The organism is Burkholderia sp. 22088 (genome assembly GCF_052045915.1).
Lineage (GTDB): Bacteria > Pseudomonadota > Gammaproteobacteria > Burkholderiales > Burkholderiaceae > Burkholderia > Burkholderia cepacia.
Window position 1 is genome coordinate 46,127 of record NZ_JBQEPY010000032.1, and the last position, 20,564, is coordinate 66,690.

A 20,564-nucleotide genomic window follows, 5' to 3' on the forward strand; every position below is an offset into this window, starting at 1 on the left:
CTGCCGGTTGGTCACTGCCGGTTCGTCGCTACCGGTCGGTCGCTGCCGATTGGTCGCTGCCGATTGGCCACTGCCGATCGGTCGCTGCCGGTCGATCACTGCCAGTCGATCGCTGCCAATCGATCGCTGCCGGTCGATCACTGCCGATCGGTCGCTGCCGGTCGATCACTGCCAATCGACCACTGCCAATCGATCACTGCCGGTGGCGCGCGCCGCTCGACGCGCGCCACCGCCCCCTGTCGCTACAATAGGCGCCATGAACGCCCCCACCTCCTCCGACACGCCCGATTCCGGCGACGCGCACATCGCGCGCAACCGGCTCGAGGCGCACCTGGACGCCGCGCCGCGTGCGTGGCCGCTCGACATCGTCGCCGCCACCGGCTCGACCAACGCCGACGTCGCCACCCGGCTCAAGGCGCTGCCGCGCCACGCGAACGCGCTGCCCGCGCCGCTCGTGCGCGTGGCGTTCGAGCAGACGGCCGGCCGCGGCCGGCAGGGCCGCCCGTGGTTCGCACAGCCCGGCAACGCGCTGCTGTGCTCGGTCGGCTGCATCGTGCCGCGCCCCGTCGACGCGCTCGGCGGCCTCAGCATCGCGATCGGCGTCGCGCTTGCGGAAGGGCTGGCCACGCTGCCGCTCGACGCCCGCTCGCGCGTTGCGCTCAAATGGCCGAACGACCTGCTGCTGACGGCCACCGACGACGGCACGCCGCGCATCGTCGGCAAGCTCGGCGGGATCCTGATCGAAACCGCCTGGGCCAGCGCCGACGCGACCGCCGTCGTGATCGGCTTCGGCATCAACGTCCGCGGCGCGGAAGCCGTCGCCGCGCAGGTCGATGCGCTGCGCGCGCGCGAAGCGACGCTCGCGAGCGGGCTGCCGCCTGCTGCGCTGTCGATCGCGTGCGCCTCGGCCAACCTCACCGATACGCTCGCCGCGTCGCTGAACGCGCTCACGCCCGCGCTCGCGCAGTTCGGCGCCGAAGGGCTCGCGCCGTTCGTGCCGCGCTGGCATGCGTTGCACGCGTATGCGGGGCGCGAAGTCGTCCTGCTCGAACAGGGCGTCGAACGCGCGCGCGGCATCGCGACGGGCATCGACGCGACCGGCCAGCTGCTCCTCGACACGCCGGACGGCATCCAGGCGATCGCGGCCGGCGACGTGTCGCTGCGCGAAGCGCAATGAACGAGCCGCACCTGCTGATCGACGCCGGCAACAGCCGGATCAAGTGGGCGCTCGCCGATGCGCAGCGCACGCTCGTCGAGACGGGCGCATTCGGCCACACGCGCGACGGCGGCGCCGATCCCGACTGGTCGAACCTGCCGCATCCGCGCGGCGCGTGGATCTCGAACGTCGCGGGCGCCGACGTGGCCGCCCGGCTCGACGCGCTGCTCGACGCGCGCTGGCCGGGCCTGCCGCGCACGACGATACGCTCGCGTCACACGCAATGCGGCGTGACGAACGGCTATACGACACCCGAACAGCTCGGCAGCGACCGCTGGGCCGGCCTGATCGGCGCGCACGCGGCGTTTCCGGGCGAGCACCTGCTGATCGCGACGTTCGGCACCGCGACGACACTCGAGGCGCTGCGCGCGGACGGCCGCTTCACCGGCGGGCTGATCGCACCGGGCTGGGCGCTGATGATGCGTGCGCTCGGCACGCACACCGCGCAGCTGCCGACGCTGACCACCGATATCGCGAGCGGCCTGCTCGCGGGTGCGCAGGCCGATCCGTTCCAGGTCGATACGCCGCGCTCGCTGTCGACCGGCTGCCTGTACGCGCAGGCCGGGCTGATCGAGCGCGCGTGGCGCGACCTTGCCGACGCGTGGCACGCACCCGTGCGGCTCGTGCTGGCCGGCGGCGCGGCGGACGACGTCGCGCGCGCGCTGACGGTGCCGCATACGCGACACGACGCACTGATCCTGTCCGGGCTTGCGCTGATTGCGGCCGAAGCCGCGCAGGATTGACGGAACCGGCGCGGGCATCGCGCCGGCGTGCGGCGACGCGGGTCCGCACGGACATGCGGCACGCTGACGAAGCGGTACGCGCGGGGCGGCTGCAACAGCCCGTGCAATCGACCGGCGGAAGCCATGAAAAAGCCGGCCATGCGGCCGGCTCGACTGAATGACGTGAACGACGTCGATGACGACAAGGAGGTTCGACGATGCTGCGCTGGCTGATCGCTGTTCTCTTTCTCGCCAACATGCTCGCGTTCGTGGTGGCGCGCGGCGTGTTCGGGCCGCTGCCGTCGGCCGGCCCGCGCGAACCCGGCGTGCTGTCGCGGCAGGTCCGGCCCGATGCGCTGCGCGTGACGCCGCTCGCGCAGGCGACCGACCAACCCGTCGTCGGTGGCCCGATCGCGCCGCCGGCCGTCACGACCGCCCCGCTCGCGGCGTCCGCGCCCTGACGGCGCCGGGCCGTACTCAGGACTGCTGCGCGCGCACCTTCTTCAGCAGCGCGGTGGTCGAGCGGTCGTGCTCGAACGGAATCGCCAGCGCACGGCCGCCCCAGCCGCGCACCAGCGCCGATTCCGGCAGCGCGTCCATGTCGTAGTCGCCGCCCTTCACGAGGATGTCCGGACGGACGGCCTCGATCAGCGACACCGGCGTCTTTTCCCCGAACGTCACGACCCAGTCGACGCTTTCCAGCGCCGCGAGCAGTGCCGCGCGGTCTTCCTCGCGATTGATCGGCCGGTCGTCGCCCTTGCCGAGCATGCGCACCGACGCATCGCTGTTCACGCCGACGATCAGGCACGCGCCGAGCGCTTTCGCGTCGGCGAGATACGTGACGTGGCCGCGGTGCAGGATGTCGAATACGCCGTTGGTGAACACGACGGGCGACGGCAGCGACGCACGCAGCGCGACGAGGGCATCACGGGTGATCAGCTTGCGTTCGAAGGTGGCGGACATGGTGGAGATCGGACGAAATGAGCAACGGCGCGCGCGACGGCGGCGCCAGATAAAAAGCCCGCCGGGCTGGCCAGGCGGGCTTCATGCAACGGATACGGCACGGCGGCGCTACCGGCCGGCGCGATTCACGCCGGCGGCGGCGCCTGCCGGCCTCAGGCCGGCTGCGCGGCCGACGACGGGCCGCTTTCGGCCTGCAGGCGGCCGGTGACTTCCTTGCGGTAGCGGTTCAGCTCCTGCGCGGTCGCGAACGTGCGCTCGAACAGGATCGACAGGTTGTGCAGGATCCGCTCGACGACCTTCTTTTCCCACTCGCCGTCGAACCGGATCTGTTCGTCGAGCCAGCGCTCGAGCCATTCCGGATCGGGCAGGCGCGACTGCACGGTATCGCGCGGGAACAGCGCCTGGTTCACGTGCAGGTTGGTCGGGTGCAGCGGCTTCTCGGTGCGGCGCGCCGACGCCATCAGCACGCCGATCTTCGCGAACGCCGCGCGCGCGACGTCGCCGCAGTTGTTCAGCGCCTTCTTCATGTAGCGCAGGTAGGCGCCGCCATGGCGCGCTTCATCGCGCGAAATCGTTTCGTAGATCTGCTTGATGACCGGCTCGGTGTGCCAGTCGGCCGCGCAGCGGTACCAGTGGTTCAGGCGGATCTCGCCGCAGAAGTGCAGCATCAGCGTCTCGAGCGGCGGCGCCGGGTCGAATTCGAAGCGCACCGCGTGCAGTTCCTCTTCGGTCGGCACCATCTCCGGCCGGAAGCGGCGCAGGTATTCCATCAGCACGAGCGAATGCTTCTGCTCCTCGAAGAACCACACGCTCATGAACGCGGAAAAGTCGCTGTCGTGCTGGTTGTCGCGCAGGAACATCTCCGTCGCGGGCAGCGCCGACCATTCGGTGATCGCGTTCATCTTGATCGTCTTCGCCTGCTCGTCGGTGAGCAGCGAAGCGTCGAACTTGTCCCACGGAATGTCCTTCTCCATGTCCCAGCGGACAGCTTCGAGCGACCTGTAAAGTTCCGGATAAAGCATGGTGTTCATGATGGTCCCACCCCTGTTCTGCGCAATGCGACTTCTCTAAACGTGACTGTTGCCGCAAAGGCGCGCCAAGCGCGCTTTTTGCGGCCAAGACTGTAATTTTACGCGTGAAACCGACCGGCCGGACGCCGATTGCTCGTCCGGCAGCCGGGCGGCCGCGCCGCCGTTGCGGCATGCCGCAGCCACGCTCCGTGCGAACGGAACCGGCTACGCGCTTGCCTGAGTGGGGGCCGGCGCTGGCCGGCTCGCTGACGAGCCCGTCCCCTGCCCCAGGCGGGTTCCCCGTAGGGCCCCGTGCGGATGCCGGATCGGCGGGCTGTTCGATATGGTGTATACGGCGGCGGCCATGATAGCACGCGTGCATGACGGTTCCGAGACGCCTGCCCGGTCGCGCGCCGCCAATCGCGGTGCGGCGATCGGTCGCGGCCGGCCGTCGCGAAAATGCAACCCCGCCACCCTCCCGGCGCATCAGACCCGTATTTCGCCGGTCGCGAGACCGTCGTCCCGCGGCATGCCGGCAGCCGGCGCGCTGCCGCCGTCCGCCAGCGCGATCCAGCCGGCCAGCGTGTCGCGCTGCGCGCGCCCGTCGCGGTAGCCGAGCTCGATCAGTTCGCGCGTGAACGCCTCCTCGAACAGCAGGTAGCTTGCAAACGACGCGCCGGCCGGCTGGCTGCCGCCGATCGCGCCGAGCAGCCCGCGCATCGTCGCCGGCATCTGCTTCAGGTGTTTCGCGGCGATCAGCTCGATACGCTCGGACGGCGCGATCGCGAGCACGTCGACGTGCCGCCAGCCGCTGTCCACCTCGACCTGGTGCGGCAGGTGCTCGATCATCCGGTTGATGTGCTCGATGCGCTCGATGTCCGAGCCGATCGAGTCGAGGAACACGCTCGCGAGCACCTGCTGGCCGATCTGCGCGAGCGTCGGGTAGCCGCGTACCAGCCCCGTGCCGTTCGCGGCCGGAATCTCGGGCCGCGGGTCGGCCGCACCGACCACGACGATCCGGTGCGCGCCGAAGTGGATCGCCGGCGACAGCGGCGCGATCTGCCGGATCGACCCGTCGCCGAAGTACTCGATCTGCCCGTCGAGCACGAGCGGCACGGCCGGGAACACGAACGGAATCGCCGACGATGCGAGCAGGTGCGACGCCGACAGGTCGACGAGCCGCGCGGTGCGCTGCGCGCGCCGCCACGCCTGGATCGGCTCGGCCGCCTGGTAGAACGTGAGGTGCCGGCCGCTCGAATAGCTGAGCGCCGTGATCGACAGCGCGTGCAGCAGGCGCGCCTCGAGCATCTGCTCGATCCGGTGGAAGCTCAGCTCGCGCTGCAGCAGGTGCGCGAGCGGCGCGTTGTCGAGCAGCCCGCGCGGCGAGCGGCGGGCCGCCCAGCCGAACGTCATCGTCGCGAGCCAGCGCGCACCGGCGGCAGCGATGCCGAGCCAGTCGGTGCGATACACGTAGTCGGCACGCAACGGCTCCCAGAATTCGAGCAGGCGCCGCACGCCATGGGAAAAGTCGTCCGCGTGGCTCGCGATCGACGTCGCGTTGATCGCGCCGGCCGACGAGCCGCACACGACCGCGAACGGCAGCGTATGCCGCTGCGGATCGGCCTCGCGCGCGATCTCGGCCAGTGCCTTGAGCACGCCGACCTGATAGGCGGCACGTGCGCCGCCTCCCATCAGAACGAGCGCGAGCCGCATGATCGACCTGCTATCTGCGCCGCGTCACGTCGAACGCTTCGGCGGACGGGTTTCGGGCGACGATGCGGCCGCCGCGCGCGCCGCGGCCGAACCGGTCGCGTCGGCCGCGCCGGTCGCGCCGGTCGCGCCGGTCGATTTGGCACGCTTCGCGGCGGGCTTGCGCGGCGCGGCGGCGGCCGGTGCCGGCTTCGCGGCCTGCTCCGGCGCAGCGGCCGCGTCCGGCGGCGCATCGCCCGGCGCGGCGGGCTGCATGCCCGGCTGCGCCATCGCGAGGCTCGCGAGCTGGTTGAACTGCGACTGCAGCAGGTTCCACCAGCCGGCAGGATCGAAGGCCTGCGCGGCGTCGCCCGCGGCTGCATCCGCGGCGGAAGCATCGGCATCCTCCGCCGCCGGCGCATCGCCCGGCGCAGCCGACGCGGATTTCGCCGCATGCGCCGCCGCGACGGCCGCTTCCTCGGCCGCCGACATCGAGCTCTGCGCGAACGCGCCGAACGCACGCAGCGTCGCGAGCGTCGCGCGCTGCACCTCGAGCGCCTGGATCGCCGACTGCAGCATCCCGAGATTGAGCTTCAGCCACTGCTCGACCGCGCGCAGGTCGGTGATGCGCTTGTCGAGTTCCTCGACGCTCGTGAGCGGCGCCATCATGTCGGACATGCTCGACAGCGACGGCGGCAGCCCATGCGCGCCGCCCGGAAACGGCGTCATCGCGCCGAACGGCGACATCCGCATCATGTCCCACATCCGGTCCATCATGTCGGCGGGCTTGAAGCCGGCAAAGCCGGCGAAAGGATTGGAGCCGGGGGCATCGGTCGTCATACGGGCATCCTGGTTGACTGGGTGAGGACGAGGCGGCCGCCATGGGTCGCGCGAGCCGCGCCTGGATCGATCATAGCGCCGGCGCGTGTCAGAACGGGGCGTCGCCGGGGAACTCGGGTGGGCGCCGCTCGCGCAACGACCGGAGGCCTTCCTGCACGTCGGGCCCGGCAAACCCCATGAATTCGAGCGCAAGCGACGTATCGAAGGTCGGCCCGGCCGTGCGCAGCCAGTTGTTCAATGCGTACTTGGTCCAGCGGATCGCCGACTGCGAACCGTGCGCGAGCCGTTCGGCCACTTCGTACGCCTTCGGCAGCAGGTCGGCCGGCTCGACCGCGAGCGACACCAGCCCGATCCGCTCGGCCTCCTCGCCGCTCACCGGTTCGCACAGCAGCAGGTAGTACTTCGCCTTCGCCATCCCGCACAGCAGCGGCCACACGATCGCCGCGTGGTCGCCGGCCGCGACGCCGAGGCGCGTGTGGCCGTCGATGATGCGTGCGTCCTTCGCGGCGATCGAGATGTCGGCGAGCAGCCCGGCGACGAGCCCCGCGCCGACGGCCGGGCCATGCATCGCCGATACGATCGGCTTGCTGCAGTTGATCACGTTGTAGACGAGGTCGCGCGCCTCGCGCCACACGCGGGAGCGCACGTCGAAGTCGTTCGCCATGTCCTCGACGAGCGCGAGATCGCCGCCCGCCGAGAAGCCCTTGCCTTCGCCGCGGATCACCGCGACGCGCGTGTCGGGATCGCGGTCGACGTCGCGCCAGATGTCGGCGAGCTCGCGATGCATGCGCGCGTTCGCGGTCGCGAGGCCGCTGCGGTTCGCACCCTCGCCGCTCATCACGATGTCGAGCACGCCATGGTCGCGGCGCGTCACCTTCAGTGCTTCGTAACCGCCGTATGCGGCGAGATCGGCCATGTGCCGCTCCTTCGAGTCGAGGCTCTTGAATCGAGTGTAGCCAAGCCCGCGCGGGCAAACATCAGGCGAAACCCGGCGCGCAGGCCGAAGCCGGGTTTCGCGCAAGCGCCGCGCGGCTTACGCCGCGCCGTCGGGCGGGGCGACCGACTGCTCGATCGCACCGAAGATCGACTTGCCGGCCGCGTCGAACATCTCGATGCGCACGGTATCGCCGTAGCGCATGAATCCGGTCTGCGGCGCGCCGTGCTCGATCGTCTCGAGGCAGCGCTTCTCGGCGATGCAGCAGTAGCCGCGCTTCGCGTCCTTGTTCGACACCGTGCCCGAGCCGACGATCGACCCGGCGCGCAGGTTGCGCGTCTTCGCCGCGTGCGCGACCAGCTGGCCGAAGTGAAACACCATGTCGGTGCCCGCATCGGGCTGGCCGACCTTCCTGCCGTTCCAGTGGACGATCATCGGCCGGTGCACGCGGCCTTCGCGCCATTCGTCACCGAGCTCGTCGGGCGTCACGGCGACCGGCGCGAATGCGGTGGCCGGCTTGCTCTGGAAGAAGCCGAAGCCCTTCGCGAGCTCGGCCGGAATCAGGTTGCGCAGCGACACGTCGTTCACCAGCGTGACGAGCCGGACGGCCTTCAGCGCTTCGTCGGGCGACGCGCTCATCCGCACGTCGCCGGTGATCACCGCGACTTCCGCCTCGAAATCGATGCCCCATTCCTCCGACGGGCACACGACGTCGTCGCGCGCGCCGAGGAAATCGTCGCTGCCGCCCTGGTACATCAGCGGGTCGGTCCAGAATTCGGGCGGCATCTCGGCGCCGCGCGCGCGGCGCACGAGCTCGACGTGGTTCACGTACGCGGAGCCGTCGGCCCACTGGAACGCGCGCGGCAGCGGCGCCATGCAGTTGGCCGGATCGAATGCGAACGCATTGCGCGCGCGGCCGTGGTTCAGCGCGTCGTACAGGTCGCGCAGCTGCGGCGCGTAGAACGCCCAGTCGTCGAGGACACGCTGCAACGTCGGTGCGATCGCGTCGGCGATCGCCGCGGTGTGCAGGTCGCGCGACACGACGATCAGCTGGCCGTCGCGCGTGCCGTCCTTCAGCGAAGCAAGTTTCATAAGGGGGACTCTGCCGTTGTAGTGACGATGGAGGGAATCTATTTTACGATGGTGAATCCCGGCGGCGCGCCACGATCGTGCACGCCGTTTTCGCCCCGATTTTTCGCCCCCGATTTTTCACCCCCATACCTGCCGCATTTTCGCGCACCCGCCGCCCATGCCCGCCAGCCCGCTTCCCGATGACGATCTCGCCGACTCCGACACCGACGACGCCGCTTCCGGCGAGCACGGCGAAAACAGCGAGAAAGTCCGTTCCGGCATCCAGTCGATCGAGGTCGGCTTCCGGCTGCTCGACGTGCTGACGAGCGAGCCGCGCGCGATGATGCTGCGCGACCTCGCGCAGCGCGCGGGCATGAGTCCTGCGAAGGCGCACCGCTACCTGGTCAGCTTCTCGCGTCTCGGCGTGGTGTCGCAGGATCCCGTCTCGGGCCGCTACGAGCTCGGCGGCTTCGCGCTGCAGATGGGGCTCGCGCGGCTCGCGCGCGTCGACGGCGTGAAGCTCGCGCGGATCGCGCTGACCGAATTCCGCGACCGCCTCGACCAGACGGTCGGCATCGCGGTGTGGGGCAACCAGGGGCCGACGATCGTGCACTGGATGGAATCGAGCCACCCGGCGAAGGCGTCGCTGAAGCTCGGCGACGTGATGCCGCTGCTCGGCTCCGCGACGGGCCTGCTGTTCGCCGCGTACCTGCCGCGCAGCAAGACCGCCGCGATGCTCGAGCGCGAACTCGCCGATACGCGCCGCTCGCCGCACCATGGCGGCCCGCGCACGCTCGACGAGGTCGAGGCGGTGCTCGCCGACGTGCGCAAGCACGAGGCCGCGCGCGTCGAGGGGATGCTGCTGCCGACGATCCACGCGTTCTGCATGCCCGTGTTCGATGCGGTCGGCGAACTCGCGCTCGCCATCGTCGCACTCGGCCAGGAAGGCTCGTTCGACATTGCATGGGGCGGCGAGATCGACACGGCGTTGCGCGCATGCACGCAGAAACTGTCTTACGAACTCGGCTATAGTCCCGACGCGCGCGACGCCTGACGCATTCCGCCCCCGTCACGGCACGCGCGCGAACGCGCGGCGCATTCGACAGTCCGATTCCTGTGGCGCGCGCCGCGCGCCCGACATCACGCGAGCGCCCCGATCCTGTTCCGATGCCCATGCAGCCTGCCGACATCCGCCCGAGTCACGCCTTGCCCCGCCGCTGGCTGCGCGTGGGCATCGCGCTCGTCGTCGTGCTGGTGCTGCACGCGCTCGCCGCGTTCTGGCTGATGCGCAACCGCGACGCGTTCACGCCGCCCGCGCCCGCCGAAATCCCCGTGCAGATCGAGCTGCTGAAACCGCAGCCGATCGAGCGCCAGCCCGCGCCACCAGCGCCGAAGCCGGTCGAGCATCCGGCCGCGCCCGCACCGGCCGCCCCCAGGGCCGCCGCGCCGAAACCCGCGCCGGAGCCGATCCTCACGTCGACGCAAACGGCCGAACACGGCGAGCCGCCGGCCGCCGCGTCCGCGGCGAGTGGCGTACCGGGCGCCTCGGGCGCGCTCGCTGCGTCGGCCGCGGGTGCCGCCAGCGCCACGACACCGGGCCCCGCGACGAACGGCGTGAAGTTCATCGCGCCGCCCTCCGGCGACCTGCAGTACGACACGTTCTACAACGGCATGCAGAACATGATCGGCACGATCCACTGGCGTACCGACGGGCGCACCTACGACCTGTCGGTGTCGATGCCCGTGCCGTTCGTCGGCCCGTTCTCCTATCGCAGCGCAGGCCGCATCGACGCGTTCGGCGTCGCGCCCGACCGTTACGTCGAGAAGCGCGGCAAGCGTCCGGAAGACATCGCGATCTTCAATCGCGAGATCCGGCAGGTCGTGTTCACGCGCACGCCGAACAACGCACCGTTGCCCGACGGCATACAGGACCGCTTCAGCATGCTGATGCAGCTGTCGGGGCTCGTGCGCGGCAATCCGTCTGCGTACAAGCCGGGCGTCACGCAGCAGTTCTTCGTGATCGACAACAACAGCGGCGAGACCTGGCCGATCACCGTGATCGGCGACGAGCAGGTGCAGACGCAGGCCGGCATCATCGGCGCGCGGCACTTCATGCGCCTGCCGCGGCGCGACGGCGACACGCGCCGCATCGACATGTGGCTCGCACCGTCGCTCGGCTGGCTGCCCGCGCGGCTCGTGCAGACCGAACCGAACGGCGCGCAGATCGAACTGTTGTGGCACGGCCCGCTCGCGGCGCCGGGCGCGCCGTCCGACGAGACACCGACAGGCGGCGCCATGCATGCGCCCGCCGCTGCACCGGCGCCCGAACCGTCGGCCGCACCGGCCGCCGAACCGGCACAACCCGCGCCGCCCGCCGCCGTGCAACCGCCGGCGCCACCGACTGCACAACCGGCTGCACCGCCCGCATCTTCGCCTGTCACATCGCCTGTCACACAGTGAACTCGCGCGCGAATGCGCGTGATTCGGCAATTTCGACCGATTACAGATTTCCGTGAAATCGCCGATGACACTCTTTAACAACTATTTCAGTCCACCGGTCGACAATGGGAAACGTTTCATAGACATCGGCTTCTAACCGATACACCCCACGCAAACGGGAACGGGGTGTGCAGCGCAAGCCCCTTGAAACCGGCAAGGCTCGCCCCACCTAGGGGACAACAAGGCCAGATGCCACTGCGAAGAGGAGTGCCGCCATGCAAATGATCTACAACAGCCCCAACTACTGCGTCGTCGAATTCGCGCCGCAGGCCGGCCACCACCTGATGAATGCCGGCGGATACGAAATCGTCGACAAGAACGCACAGCGCGAGATCTTCATCGACGGCGAACTTGCCGAACGATTCCGTGCACACGTGAAGCAGCTGATCGAAGATGAACCGTCGCTCGATGAAGTCGACGAATTCCTCGGACAATTCGACAGCCTGATGATGATGCCCGTCGTACTGCACTGACGACCCGCGGCCCGGCGCCTCGCGCGGCCGGGCCATTCGCCGCGCATCGACGCGGCGCCGCGAGCACTCCGATCATGCCCCTGCCCGGTTCGCCGGGCGGGGGTTTTCATTTGGCGGCCCGGCCGGCGCCGCGCAAGGCCGGGCGGCGCCCATGCGCACCGGCTACAATGACGGTTTTCCCGTCTTCGCCGGTCTTTCGCCCATGTCTGCGACTCCTCTCGCCGCTTCCGTCCCGCTCGACGCGCACTACACGCGCGGCGCCGCTCTGCCTGCGCTGCTGAAATCGCGCATCCTGATCCTCGACGGCGCGATGGGCACGATGATCCAGCGCTACAAACTCGACGAAGCCGCGTATCGCGGCGAGCGCTTCAAGGATTTCCCGCGCGACATCAAGGGCAACAACGAGCTGCTGTCGATCACGCAGCCGCAGATCATCCGCGAGATCCACGACCAGTACTTCGCGGCCGGCGCCGACATCGTCGAGACCAACACGTTCGGCGCGACGACCGTCGCGCAGGCCGACTACGAGATGGAAGATCTCGTCGTCGAGATGAACATCGAATCGGCGAAGCTCGCGCGCGAGGCGGCCGCGAAATATGCGACGCCGGACAAGCCGCGCTTCGTCGCGGGCGCGATCGGGCCGACGCCGAAAACGGCCAGCATCTCGCCGGACGTCAACGACCCGGGCGCCCGCAACGTCACGTTCGACGAGCTGCGCGCGTCGTACTACCAGCAGGCGAAAGCACTGCTCGACGGCGGCGTCGACCTGTTCCTCGTCGAGACGATCTTCGACACGCTGAACGCGAAGGCCGCACTGTTCGCGCTCGACGAACTGTTCGAGGACACCGGCGAGCGCCTGCCGATCATGATCTCGGGCACCGTCACCGATGCGTCGGGCCGGATCCTGTCGGGCCAGACCGTCGAGGCGTTCTGGAACTCGCTGCGTCACGCGAAGCCGCTGACGTTCGGCCTGAACTGCGCGCTCGGCGCGGCGCTGATGCGCCCGTACATCGCCGAGCTCGCAAAGCTGTGCGACACCTACGTGTCGTGCTACCCGAACGCGGGCCTGCCGAACCCGATGGCCGAGACCGGCTTCGACGAGACGCCGGACGTCACGTCGGGGCTCCTGAAGGAATTCGCGCAAGCCGGGCTCGTGAACCTCGCGGGCGGCTGCTGCGGCACGACGCCCGAACACATCGCCGAGATCGCGAAGGCGCTCGCCGACGTGAAGCCGCGCCGCTGGCCGAACCAGTACAGCGACAACGCCTGACCCGACCGCCCCACGCCCTTCATCACCAGAATTCGCACCGCCATGACCGATCACATGATGCGCCTCGCCGGCCTCGAGCCGTTCAACGTCACGTCCGGAACGCTCTTCATCAACGTCGGTGAGCGCACCAACGTCACCGGCTCGAAGGCGTTCGCACGCATGATCCTCAACGGCCAGTTCGACGAGGCGCTCGCCGTCGCGCGCCAGCAGGTCGAGAACGGCGCGCAGGTGATCGACATCAACATGGACGAGGCGATGCTCGATTCGAAGGCGGCGATGGTGCGCTTCCTGAACCTGATCGCGTCGGAACCGGACATCGCGCGCGTGCCGATCATGATCGACTCGTCGAAGTGGGAAGTCATCGAGGCGGGCCTGAAGTGCGTGCAGGGCAAGGCAATCGTGAACTCGATCTCGCTGAAGGAAGGCGAGGAGGCGTTCGTCCATCATGCGAAGCTGATCCGCCGCTACGGCGCCGCGGCCGTCGTGATGGCGTTCGACGAGCAGGGCCAGGCCGACACGTTCGCGCGCAAGACCGAGATCTGCAAGCGCTCGTACGATGTGCTCGTGAACCAGTGCGGCTTCCCGCCAGAAGACATCATCTTCGACCCGAACATCTTCGCGGTCGCGACCGGCATCGAGGAGCACAACAACTACGCGGTCGACTTCATCGAGGCGACCCGCTGGATCAAGCAGAACCTGCCGTACGCAAAGGTGAGCGGCGGCGTGTCGAACGTGTCGTTCTCGTTCCGCGGCAACGACCCGGTGCGCGAGGCAATCCACACCGTGTTCCTGTACCACGCGATCCAGGCGGGGATGGACATGGGCATCGTGAACGCAGGCCAGCTCGGCGTGTACGCCGAGCTCGACGCGGAACTGCGCGAGCGCGTCGAGGACGTGATCCTGAACCGCCGCGACGACTCGACCGACCGCCTGCTCGAAATCGCCGACAAGTTCAAGGCGGGCGGCGCGAAGAAGGAAGAGAACCTCGAGTGGCGCAACCAGCCGGTCGAGAAGCGGCTCTCGCATGCGCTCGTGCACGGCATCACGAACTTCATCGTCGAGGATACGGAAGAAGTCCGCGCGAAGATCGCCGCGGCCGGCGGCCGCCCGATCAACGTGATCGAAGGCCCGCTGATGGACGGGATGAACATCGTCGGCGACCTGTTCGGCCAGGGCAAGATGTTCCTGCCGCAGGTCGTGAAATCGGCGCGCGTGATGAAGCAGGCGGTCGCGCACCTGATCCCGTTCATCGAGGAAGAAAAGCGCCTGCTCGCGGAAGCGGGCGGCGACGTGCGCGCGAAGGGCAAGATCGTCATCGCGACCGTGAAGGGCGACGTGCACGACATCGGCAAGAACATCGTGTCGGTCGTGCTCCAGTGCAACAACTTCGAAGTCGTCAACATGGGCGTGATGGTCCCGTGCAACGAGATTCTCGCGAAGGCGAAGGTCGAGGGTGCGGACATCATCGGGCTGTCGGGCCTCATTACGCCGAGCCTCGAGGAAATGGCGTACGTCGCGTCGGAAATGCAGCGCGACGACTACTTCCGCGTGAAGAAGATCCCGCTGCTGATCGGCGGCGCAACGACCTCGCGCGTGCACACGGCCGTCAAGATCGCGCCGCACTACGAAGGCCCGGTGGTCTACGTGCCCGACGCGTCGCGCTCGGTGTCGGTCGCATCGAGCCTGCTGTCCGACGAAGGCGCGGCGAAGTACCTCGACGAACTGAAGTCCGACTACGAACGCATCCGCGACCAGCACGCGAACCGCAAGGCGCAGCCGATGGTCACGCTCGCCGAGGCGCGCGCGAACAAGACCCGGGTCGACTGGGCGAGCTACCAGCCGGTGAAGCCGAAGTTCATCGGCCGCCGCGTGTTCAAGAACTACGACCTGAACGAGCTCGCGAACTATATCGACTGGGGCCCGTTCTTCCAGACCTGGGATCTCGCGGGCCCGTACCCGGCGATCCTGAACGACGAGATCGTCGGCGAATCGGCGCGCCGCGTGTTCTCCGACGCGAAATCGATGCTCGCGCGCCTGATCCAGGGACGCTGGCTGACCGCGAGCGGCGTGATCTCGCTGCTGCCGGCGAATACCGTCAACGACGACGACATCGAGATCTACAGCGACGAGTCGCGCAGCGAGGTGCTGCTCACGTGGCGCAACCTGCGCCAGCAGAGCGTGCGTCCGGTGGTCGACGGCGTGATGCGGCCGAACCGCTCGCTCGCCGACTTCATCGCGCCGAAGGAATCGGGCGTCGCCGACTACATCGGGATGTTCGCGGTGACGGCCGGCCTGGGTGTCGACGTGAAGGAGAAGCAGTTCGAAGCCGACCACGACGACTACAGCGCGATCATGCTGAAGGCGCTCGCCGACCGCTTCGCGGAAGCGTTCGCGGAAGCGATGCACGCGCGCGTGCGGCGCGAGCTGTGGGGTTATGCGAGCGGCGAGACGCTCGACAACGATGCGCTGATCGCGGAAAAGTACGCGGGCATCCGCCCGGCACCCGGCTACCCGGCCTGCCCCGACCACCTCGTGAAGCGCGACATGTTCGACGTGCTGCACGCGGACGAGATCGGCATGAGCGTGACCGACTCGCTGGCGATGCTGCCGGCCGCGAGCGTGTCGGGCTTCTATCTCGCGCATCCGGACAGCACGTATTTCTCGGTCGGGAAAATCGGACAGGATCAGCTCGAGGACTACGCGCAGCGCATGGCGCTGTCGCTCGACGACGCGCGCCGCGCGCTTGCGCCGCAGCTCTGACCAGCCCTTCGGCGGACGCACCGCCGCCCGCTATCGTCAGACAAAAGAAAAAGCCCGCTCGGAAGCGGGCTTTTTTCTGCCTTTCGATCCTTTCGGACCGCCGGGCAAGGACGCTCAGAAGCCCCAGTGCACGTCGGCTTCGCCGGCTTTCGCTTCGCGCAGCATCGTGAGGAACGGCGCGACGCGCTGTGCCAGGCTCGGCGGCACTTCGTGGTGCGCGTGGTCGGCTTCGTCCTCGTGGAAATGGCCGGCATGCTCGGCGCGCTCCTGCTTCGCCTGCGCAACGGCGCCTTCCAGCTTGGCGATCGCGTGGTCCAGTTCGTCGTGCGTAATCACGCCGCGCTCGCCCAGCTGCTTGCCGACGAGACCCAGCACATACACGGCGAAATCCTTCAGCACGTCGAGATCCTGTGCCGCCTTGCTCTTGAACGTAATCATGACAATTCCCTTTTCATCTTGTTGTGCCTGCGCGGCGAGGTTGGGGAACGCCGGCAGACCGGCGTCCGGCCTCGCGGACGCGGGCCGCCTGAGCGGCATATTAGCACCTGTTAAAATTCTGCGATCCCTGAAACGCGCGCTTAAAAAGCGCGCCGGCGGGCCGGCGTTTCCGGCCGCCACCAACGAAGCCTTCTACCAGCATGCTGCCAGCACACAAACAGACCCTCGAAGCCCTGCTCGCGGATAGCGTCAAGCAGGTCGCACACGCGCTGAAAGGCGCCGACGCTGCATTCGTCGCCCCGACCATCACGCTGGAGCGCCCGAAGGTCGCCGCGCACGGCGACGTCGCGTGCAACGTCGCGATGCAGCTCGCCAAGCCGCTCGGCACGAACCCGCGCCAGCTCGCCGAGCAGATCGTCGCCGCCCTGACCGCCCAGCCGGGCGCGCAAGGCCTCGTCGAAGCCGCCGAGATCGCCGGCCCCGGCTTCATCAACCTGCGCCTGTCGGCCGCCGCGAAGCAGGCGGTGATCGCCGCCGTGTTCGACCAGGGCCGCGCGTTCGGCACGTCGGATCGCGAGAAAGGCAAGCAGGTGCTGCTCGAATTCGTGTCGGCGAACCCGACCGGCCCGCTGCACGTCGGCCACGGCCGCCAGGCCGCGCTCGGCGACGTGCTCGCGAACGTGATCGCGAGCCAGGGCTACGCGGTGCACCGCGAGTTCTACTACAACGACGCAGGCGTGCAGATCGGCAACCTCGCGATCTCGACGCAGGCGCGCGCACGCGGGCTGAAGCCGGGCGACGCGGGCTGGCCGGAAGCCGCGTACAACGGCGAATACATCGCCGACATCGCACGCGACTTCCTGGCAGGCGAAACGGTCGCCGCGTCGGACGGCGAGCCGGTCAAGGGCACGGGCGACGTCGAGGATCTCGACGCGATCCGCAAGTTCGCGGTCACGTACCTGCGCCGCGAGCAGGACATGGACCTGCAGGCGTTCGGCGTGAAGTTCGACCAGTACTACCTCGAGTCGTCGCTGTACAGCGAAGGCCGCGTCGAGAAGACGGTCGACGCGCTGATCAAGGCCGGCATGACCTACGAACAGGACGGCGCGCTGTGGCTGCGCACGACCGACGAAGGCGACGACAAGGATCGCGTGATGCGCAAGTCGGACGGCACGTACACGTACTTCGTGCCGGACGTCGCGTACCACGTGACGAAGTGGGAGCGCGGCTTCACGAAGGTGATCAACATCCAGGGTTCGGACCACCATGGCACGATCGCGCGCGTGCGCGCCGGCCTGCAGGGCCTGCACATCGGGATCCCGAAGGGCTACCCCGACTACGTGCTGCACAAGATGGTCACCGTGATGCGCGACGGCCAGGAAGTGAAGATCTCGAAGCGCGCGGGCAGCTACGTGACGGTGCGCGACCTGATCGAATGGTCGGGCGGCGCGGCGGCGGGCCAGGAAGCGGCGCCCGACCTGATCGACGAAGCGACCATCACGCGCGGCCGTGACGCGGTGCGGTTCTTCCTGATCTCGCGCAAGGCCGATACCGAGTTCGTGTTCGACATCGACCTCGCGCTGAAACAGAACGACGAGAACCCGGTCTATTACGTCCAGTACGCGCATGCGCGGATCTGCTCGGTGCTCAACGAACTGAAGGCGCGCTACAACGTCGACGCCGCGCAGCTGCCGGGTGCCGACCTGTCGCAGCTGACGAGCGCGCAGGCGGCGTCGCTGATGCAGAAGCTGGCCGAGTACCCGGACATGCTCACGCACGCGGCGAACGAGCTGGCGCCGCACGCGGTCGCGTTCTACCTGCGCGACCTCGCTGGTGAATTCCACTCGTTCTACAATGCGGAGCGCGTGCTGGTGGACGACGAAGCGCCGCGCAATGCGCGCGCCGCGCTGCTCGCCGCGACCCGGCAGGTGCTCGAGAACGGTCTGGCGGTGCTCGGCGTGTCCGCGCCCGCCAAGATGTAACGACGCAAGCGGCCCGAACCGGGCAGCGAATGGCCGTGGCAGCGCCCGCCGTCGGATGCCCGCCGTCGGACGCCCGCCGCAGCCTTTTCACGATTCTTTTTGCAGGTGACTCAAGCAATGGCACAACCACGCCGCACTTCGAAACAATCGAAACAAGCCGGAGGGACATTTCTTGGAATCGTGCTGGGCCTGATCGTCGGCCTCGCGATCGCGGTGGTGGTGGCGCTCTACATCACGCGTTCCCCGTCGCCGTTCGTGTCGAAGGTCGCGCCGCCGCCGGCCGACAACGGCGCGAGCCAGCCGCAGCAGTTCGATCCGAACCGCGCGCTGCAGGGCAAGACGCCCGGCCAGCCGGTGCCGCAGGCCGCGCAGCCGGCGCCGCCGAACACCGCGCCGGGCCAGGCCGCGAACCAGACCCAGGGCGGCCTGCTGCCCGAACCGCAGATCGTCGAAGTGCCGCCGTCGGCCAACGGGTCGAGCGGCTCGAACAATACCGGCAGCTCGAACGGCACGACCGCGTCGAACAACACGTCGTCGAACAATGCGTCGTCGGGCAACGGCGTCGCCGTCGCGCCGAAGCCGGCCGACACCACGCCGCCGCCGAAGAAGACGCAGCAGGCGCAACAGCAGCAGCAAGGCGGCGAGGACGACCTCGCACGTTTCGCCGCGCAGAAGCAGGCGCAGCAAGCCGCCGCACAAAAGCAGCAACAGCAGCAACTGGCCGCGAACACGCCGAAGCCGACCTCGTCGGCCACGGCCGCCGCGGCAGCGAAGCCGCCGACCGCGAACGACGCGAATACCGGCTACTTCCTGCAGGTGGGCGCGTACAAGACGGAAGGCGACGCCGAGCAGCAGCGCGCGCGCCTCGGCTTCCAGGGCTTCGAGTCGAAGGTGTCGAAGCGCGATGTCAGCGGTGTGACGTACTTCCGCGTGCGCGTCGGCCCGTTCTCGAAGTTCGAGGATATGAACTCGGCCCGCCAGCGCCTGTCCGATGCAGGTGTCGACACGGCGGTGATCCGTTTCACGAAGCAGTAAGCAACCGGCCGAGCCCACTCAGAACCCGTTACGTTCCGTAACCCGAGCAACTGATTCGACGTTCACAATATGAAAAAACTGCTTAGCACGCTCCTTCTTTCCCTGGGCCTGGCCGCCGGTCTCGCGCAGGCTTCGCCCGCCGCGCCGGTCGCCGGCAAGGACTTCGAGGTGATGAAGTCGCCGCAGCCGGTGTCCGCACCGGCCGGCAAGGTCGAGGTGATCGAGTTCTTCTGGTACGGCTGCCCGCACTGCTACGAATTCGAGCCGACGATCGAGGCCTGGGTGAAGAAGCAGGGCAGCAACATCGACTTCAAGCGCATCCCGGTCGCATTCCGTGACGATTTCGTCCCGCACTCGAAGCTGTTCTACGCGGTGTCCGCGCTCGGCATCTCCGAGAAGGTCACGCCGGCGATCTTCAACGCGATCCACAAACAGAAGAACTACCTGCTGACGCCGCAGGCGCAGGCCGACTTCCTGGCCACGCAGGGCGTCGACAAGAAGCAGTTCATGGACGCGTACAACTCGTTCAGCGTGCAGGGCGAAGTGAACCAGTCGGCCAAGCTGCTGAAGGACTACGCGATCGACGGCGTGCCGACGGTCGTCGTCCAGGGCAAGTACAAGACGGGCCCCGCTTACGCGAACAGCATCCCGGGTACCGCCCAGGTGCTCGACTTCCTCGTGAAGCAGGTTCAGGACAAGAAGCTCTGATCCCCGCCCGCGCGCCGGCATGACTACTCCGCTGAAGGTCTTCATCACCGGCGCATCGAGCGGCCTCGGCCTCGCGATGGCCGAGGAATACGCCCGCCAGGGCGCCACGCTCGCACTCGTCGCGCGACGCACCGATGCCCTCGACGCGTTCGCGCGACGCTTCCCGAAGCTGTCCATCTCCGTCTACTCCGCCGACGTGCGCGACGCCGACGCGCTCGCGACGGCCGCCGCGTCGTTCATCGCGACGCACGGCTGCCCCGACGTCGTGATCGCGAACGCAGGCATCAGCCAGGGCGCCGTCACGGGCCAGGGCGATCTCGCGACGTTCCGCGACGTGATGGACATCAACTACTACGGGATGGTCGCGACGTTCGAGCCGTTCGTCGGCCCGATGACGGCCGCGCGCCACGGCACGCTGGTCGGTGTCGCGAGCGTCGCCGGCGTGCGCGGGCTGCCGGGCTCCGGCGCGTACAGCGCGTCGAAATCGGCCGCGATGAAGTACCTCGAAGCGCTGCGCGTCGAGCTGCGGCCGGCCGGCGTCGGCGTCGTGACGATCGCGCCCGGCTACATCCGCACGCCGATGACCGCGCACAATCCGTACCGGATGCCGTTCCTGATGGACGCCGACCGCTTCGCCGCACGTGCGGCCCGGGCGATCGCGCGGCAGCACGCGTTCCGCGTGATTCCGTGGCAGATGGGTGTCGTCGCGAAGGTGCTGCACGTGCTGCCGCGCTGGCTCTACGACCGCCTGTTCGAGAAGGCGCCGCGCAAGCCGAAGGCCGGCGCGCACTGATCGGCCAAACGGCCCGCGTGACGCATCGCGGGCCGCTTCTCCGCTTCTCCGCTTCTCCGCTTCTCCGCTTCTCCGCTTCTCCGCTTCTCCGCTTCTCCGCTTCTCCGCTTCTCCGCTTCTCCGCTTCTCCGCTTCTCCGCTTCTCCGCTTCTCCGCTTCTC

General features: G+C 68.6%; 19 protein-coding genes. 12 read left to right on the forward strand and 7 right to left on the reverse strand.

All coding sequences use genetic code 11. The features are described 5' to 3' along the window. Positions 1-256: 256 nt before the first annotated feature. The 3 genes from ACTJLD_RS40055 to ACTJLD_RS40065 all read left to right on the forward strand — a co-directional run bounded on the left by ACTJLD_RS40055 (position 257) and on the right by ACTJLD_RS40065 (position 2,399). Positions 257-1,177 (forward strand): biotin--[acetyl-CoA-carboxylase] ligase, encoded by a 921-nt coding sequence (locus ACTJLD_RS40055; protein ID WP_440661600.1) that lies wholly within the window; start codon positions 257-259, stop codon positions 1,175-1,177. Further along, positions 1,174-1,959 (forward strand): type III pantothenate kinase, encoded by a 786-nt coding sequence (locus ACTJLD_RS40060; protein ID WP_060373579.1) that lies wholly within the window; start codon positions 1,174-1,176, stop codon positions 1,957-1,959. Before ACTJLD_RS40055 ends, ACTJLD_RS40060 begins: the two co-directional genes overlap by 4 nt. A gap of 197 nt (positions 1,960-2,156) precedes the next feature. Then, positions 2,157-2,399 (forward strand): hypothetical protein, encoded by a 243-nt coding sequence (locus tag ACTJLD_RS40065; RefSeq protein WP_027789017.1) that lies wholly within the window; start codon positions 2,157-2,159, stop codon positions 2,397-2,399. A gap of 16 nt (positions 2,400-2,415) precedes the next feature. Here ACTJLD_RS40065 and rfaE2 read toward each other — a convergent pair whose 3' ends face one another. The 6 genes from rfaE2 to ACTJLD_RS40095 form a co-directional block, all read right to left on the reverse strand. After that, entirely contained in the window at positions 2,416-2,901 is a 486-nt protein-coding gene (rfaE2, locus tag ACTJLD_RS40070) for a D-glycero-beta-D-manno-heptose 1-phosphate adenylyltransferase (protein ID WP_012329309.1), read from the reverse strand. A gap of 152 nt (positions 2,902-3,053) precedes the next feature. Next, the gene (locus ACTJLD_RS40075; protein ID WP_034195849.1) at positions 3,054-3,932 is read right to left on the reverse strand and encodes a diiron oxygenase; all 879 of its coding nucleotides are present in this window, start codon (positions 3,930-3,932) and stop codon (positions 3,054-3,056) included. A 465-nt stretch (positions 3,933-4,397) separates the two neighbouring features. Next, positions 4,398-5,624 (reverse strand): patatin-like phospholipase family protein, encoded by a 1,227-nt coding sequence (locus ACTJLD_RS40080; protein WP_027789015.1) that lies wholly within the window; start codon positions 5,622-5,624, stop codon positions 4,398-4,400. Between the two features lie 24 nt (positions 5,625-5,648). Beyond that, a complete protein-coding gene (locus ACTJLD_RS40085) occupies positions 5,649-6,440 on the reverse strand; it encodes a PhaM family polyhydroxyalkanoate granule multifunctional regulatory protein (RefSeq protein ID WP_440661604.1) in 792 nt (263 codons plus the stop codon). 88 nt (positions 6,441-6,528) lie between these two features. Beyond that, positions 6,529-7,356, reverse strand: coding sequence for an enoyl-CoA hydratase/isomerase family protein (locus tag ACTJLD_RS40090; protein ID WP_021160148.1), 828 nt, complete (start codon positions 7,354-7,356; stop codon positions 6,529-6,531). 117 nt (positions 7,357-7,473) lie between these two features. After that, positions 7,474-8,466, reverse strand: a complete 993-nt coding sequence (locus ACTJLD_RS40095; RefSeq protein ID WP_060313630.1) for a fumarylacetoacetate hydrolase family protein — start codon at positions 8,464-8,466, stop codon at positions 7,474-7,476. Positions 8,467-8,623: 157 nt separating this feature from the next. Here ACTJLD_RS40095 and ACTJLD_RS40100 point away from each other — a divergent pair, with 157 nt between their 5' ends. From ACTJLD_RS40100 to metH, 5 genes are all read left to right on the forward strand, one after another. Further along, positions 8,624-9,499, forward strand: coding sequence for an IclR family transcriptional regulator (locus ACTJLD_RS40100; protein WP_440661606.1), 876 nt, complete (start codon positions 8,624-8,626; stop codon positions 9,497-9,499). 113 nt (positions 9,500-9,612) lie between these two features. Further along, entirely contained in the window at positions 9,613-10,905 is a 1,293-nt protein-coding gene (locus ACTJLD_RS40105) for a DUF3108 domain-containing protein (protein WP_440661608.1), read from the forward strand. Positions 10,906-11,159: 254 nt separating this feature from the next. Next, positions 11,160-11,417 carry a BTH_I0359 family protein gene (locus ACTJLD_RS40110; protein WP_006477667.1) on the forward strand — a complete coding sequence of 86 codons (258 nt, stop codon included), beginning with the start codon at positions 11,160-11,162 and terminating at the stop codon, positions 11,415-11,417. A 202-nt stretch (positions 11,418-11,619) separates the two neighbouring features. Next, a complete protein-coding gene (locus ACTJLD_RS40115; RefSeq protein ID WP_027789009.1) occupies positions 11,620-12,687 on the forward strand; it encodes a homocysteine S-methyltransferase family protein in 1,068 nt (355 codons plus the stop codon). A gap of 42 nt (positions 12,688-12,729) precedes the next feature. Beyond that, positions 12,730-15,447, forward strand: coding sequence for a methionine synthase (metH, locus tag ACTJLD_RS40120; RefSeq protein WP_059683933.1), 2,718 nt, complete (start codon positions 12,730-12,732; stop codon positions 15,445-15,447). Positions 15,448-15,561: 114 nt separating this feature from the next. Here metH and ACTJLD_RS40125 read toward each other — a convergent pair whose 3' ends face one another. After that, positions 15,562-15,885 (reverse strand): DUF1840 domain-containing protein, encoded by a 324-nt coding sequence (locus ACTJLD_RS40125; RefSeq protein ID WP_011353361.1) that lies wholly within the window; start codon positions 15,883-15,885, stop codon positions 15,562-15,564. A gap of 200 nt (positions 15,886-16,085) precedes the next feature. Here ACTJLD_RS40125 and argS point away from each other — a divergent pair, with 200 nt between their 5' ends. The 4 genes from argS to ACTJLD_RS40145 all read left to right on the forward strand — a co-directional run bounded on the left by argS (position 16,086) and on the right by ACTJLD_RS40145 (position 20,403). Further along, complete coding sequence (gene argS / locus ACTJLD_RS40130) at positions 16,086-17,867, forward strand: arginine--tRNA ligase (RefSeq protein WP_060062505.1); 1,782 nt, start codon at positions 16,086-16,088, stop codon at positions 17,865-17,867. A 117-nt stretch (positions 17,868-17,984) separates the two neighbouring features. Beyond that, complete coding sequence (locus ACTJLD_RS40135; RefSeq protein WP_059521204.1) at positions 17,985-18,902, forward strand: SPOR domain-containing protein; 918 nt, start codon at positions 17,985-17,987, stop codon at positions 18,900-18,902. Positions 18,903-18,971: 69 nt separating this feature from the next. Beyond that, positions 18,972-19,610: a thiol:disulfide interchange protein DsbA/DsbL gene (locus ACTJLD_RS40140; protein ID WP_059492004.1), complete on the forward strand. Its 639-nt coding sequence runs from the start codon at positions 18,972-18,974 to the stop codon at positions 19,608-19,610. A 19-nt stretch (positions 19,611-19,629) separates the two neighbouring features. Beyond that, the gene (locus ACTJLD_RS40145) at positions 19,630-20,403 is read left to right on the forward strand and encodes an SDR family oxidoreductase (RefSeq protein ID WP_027789005.1); all 774 of its coding nucleotides are present in this window, start codon (positions 19,630-19,632) and stop codon (positions 20,401-20,403) included. The last annotated feature ends 161 nt before the right edge of the window (positions 20,404-20,564 follow it).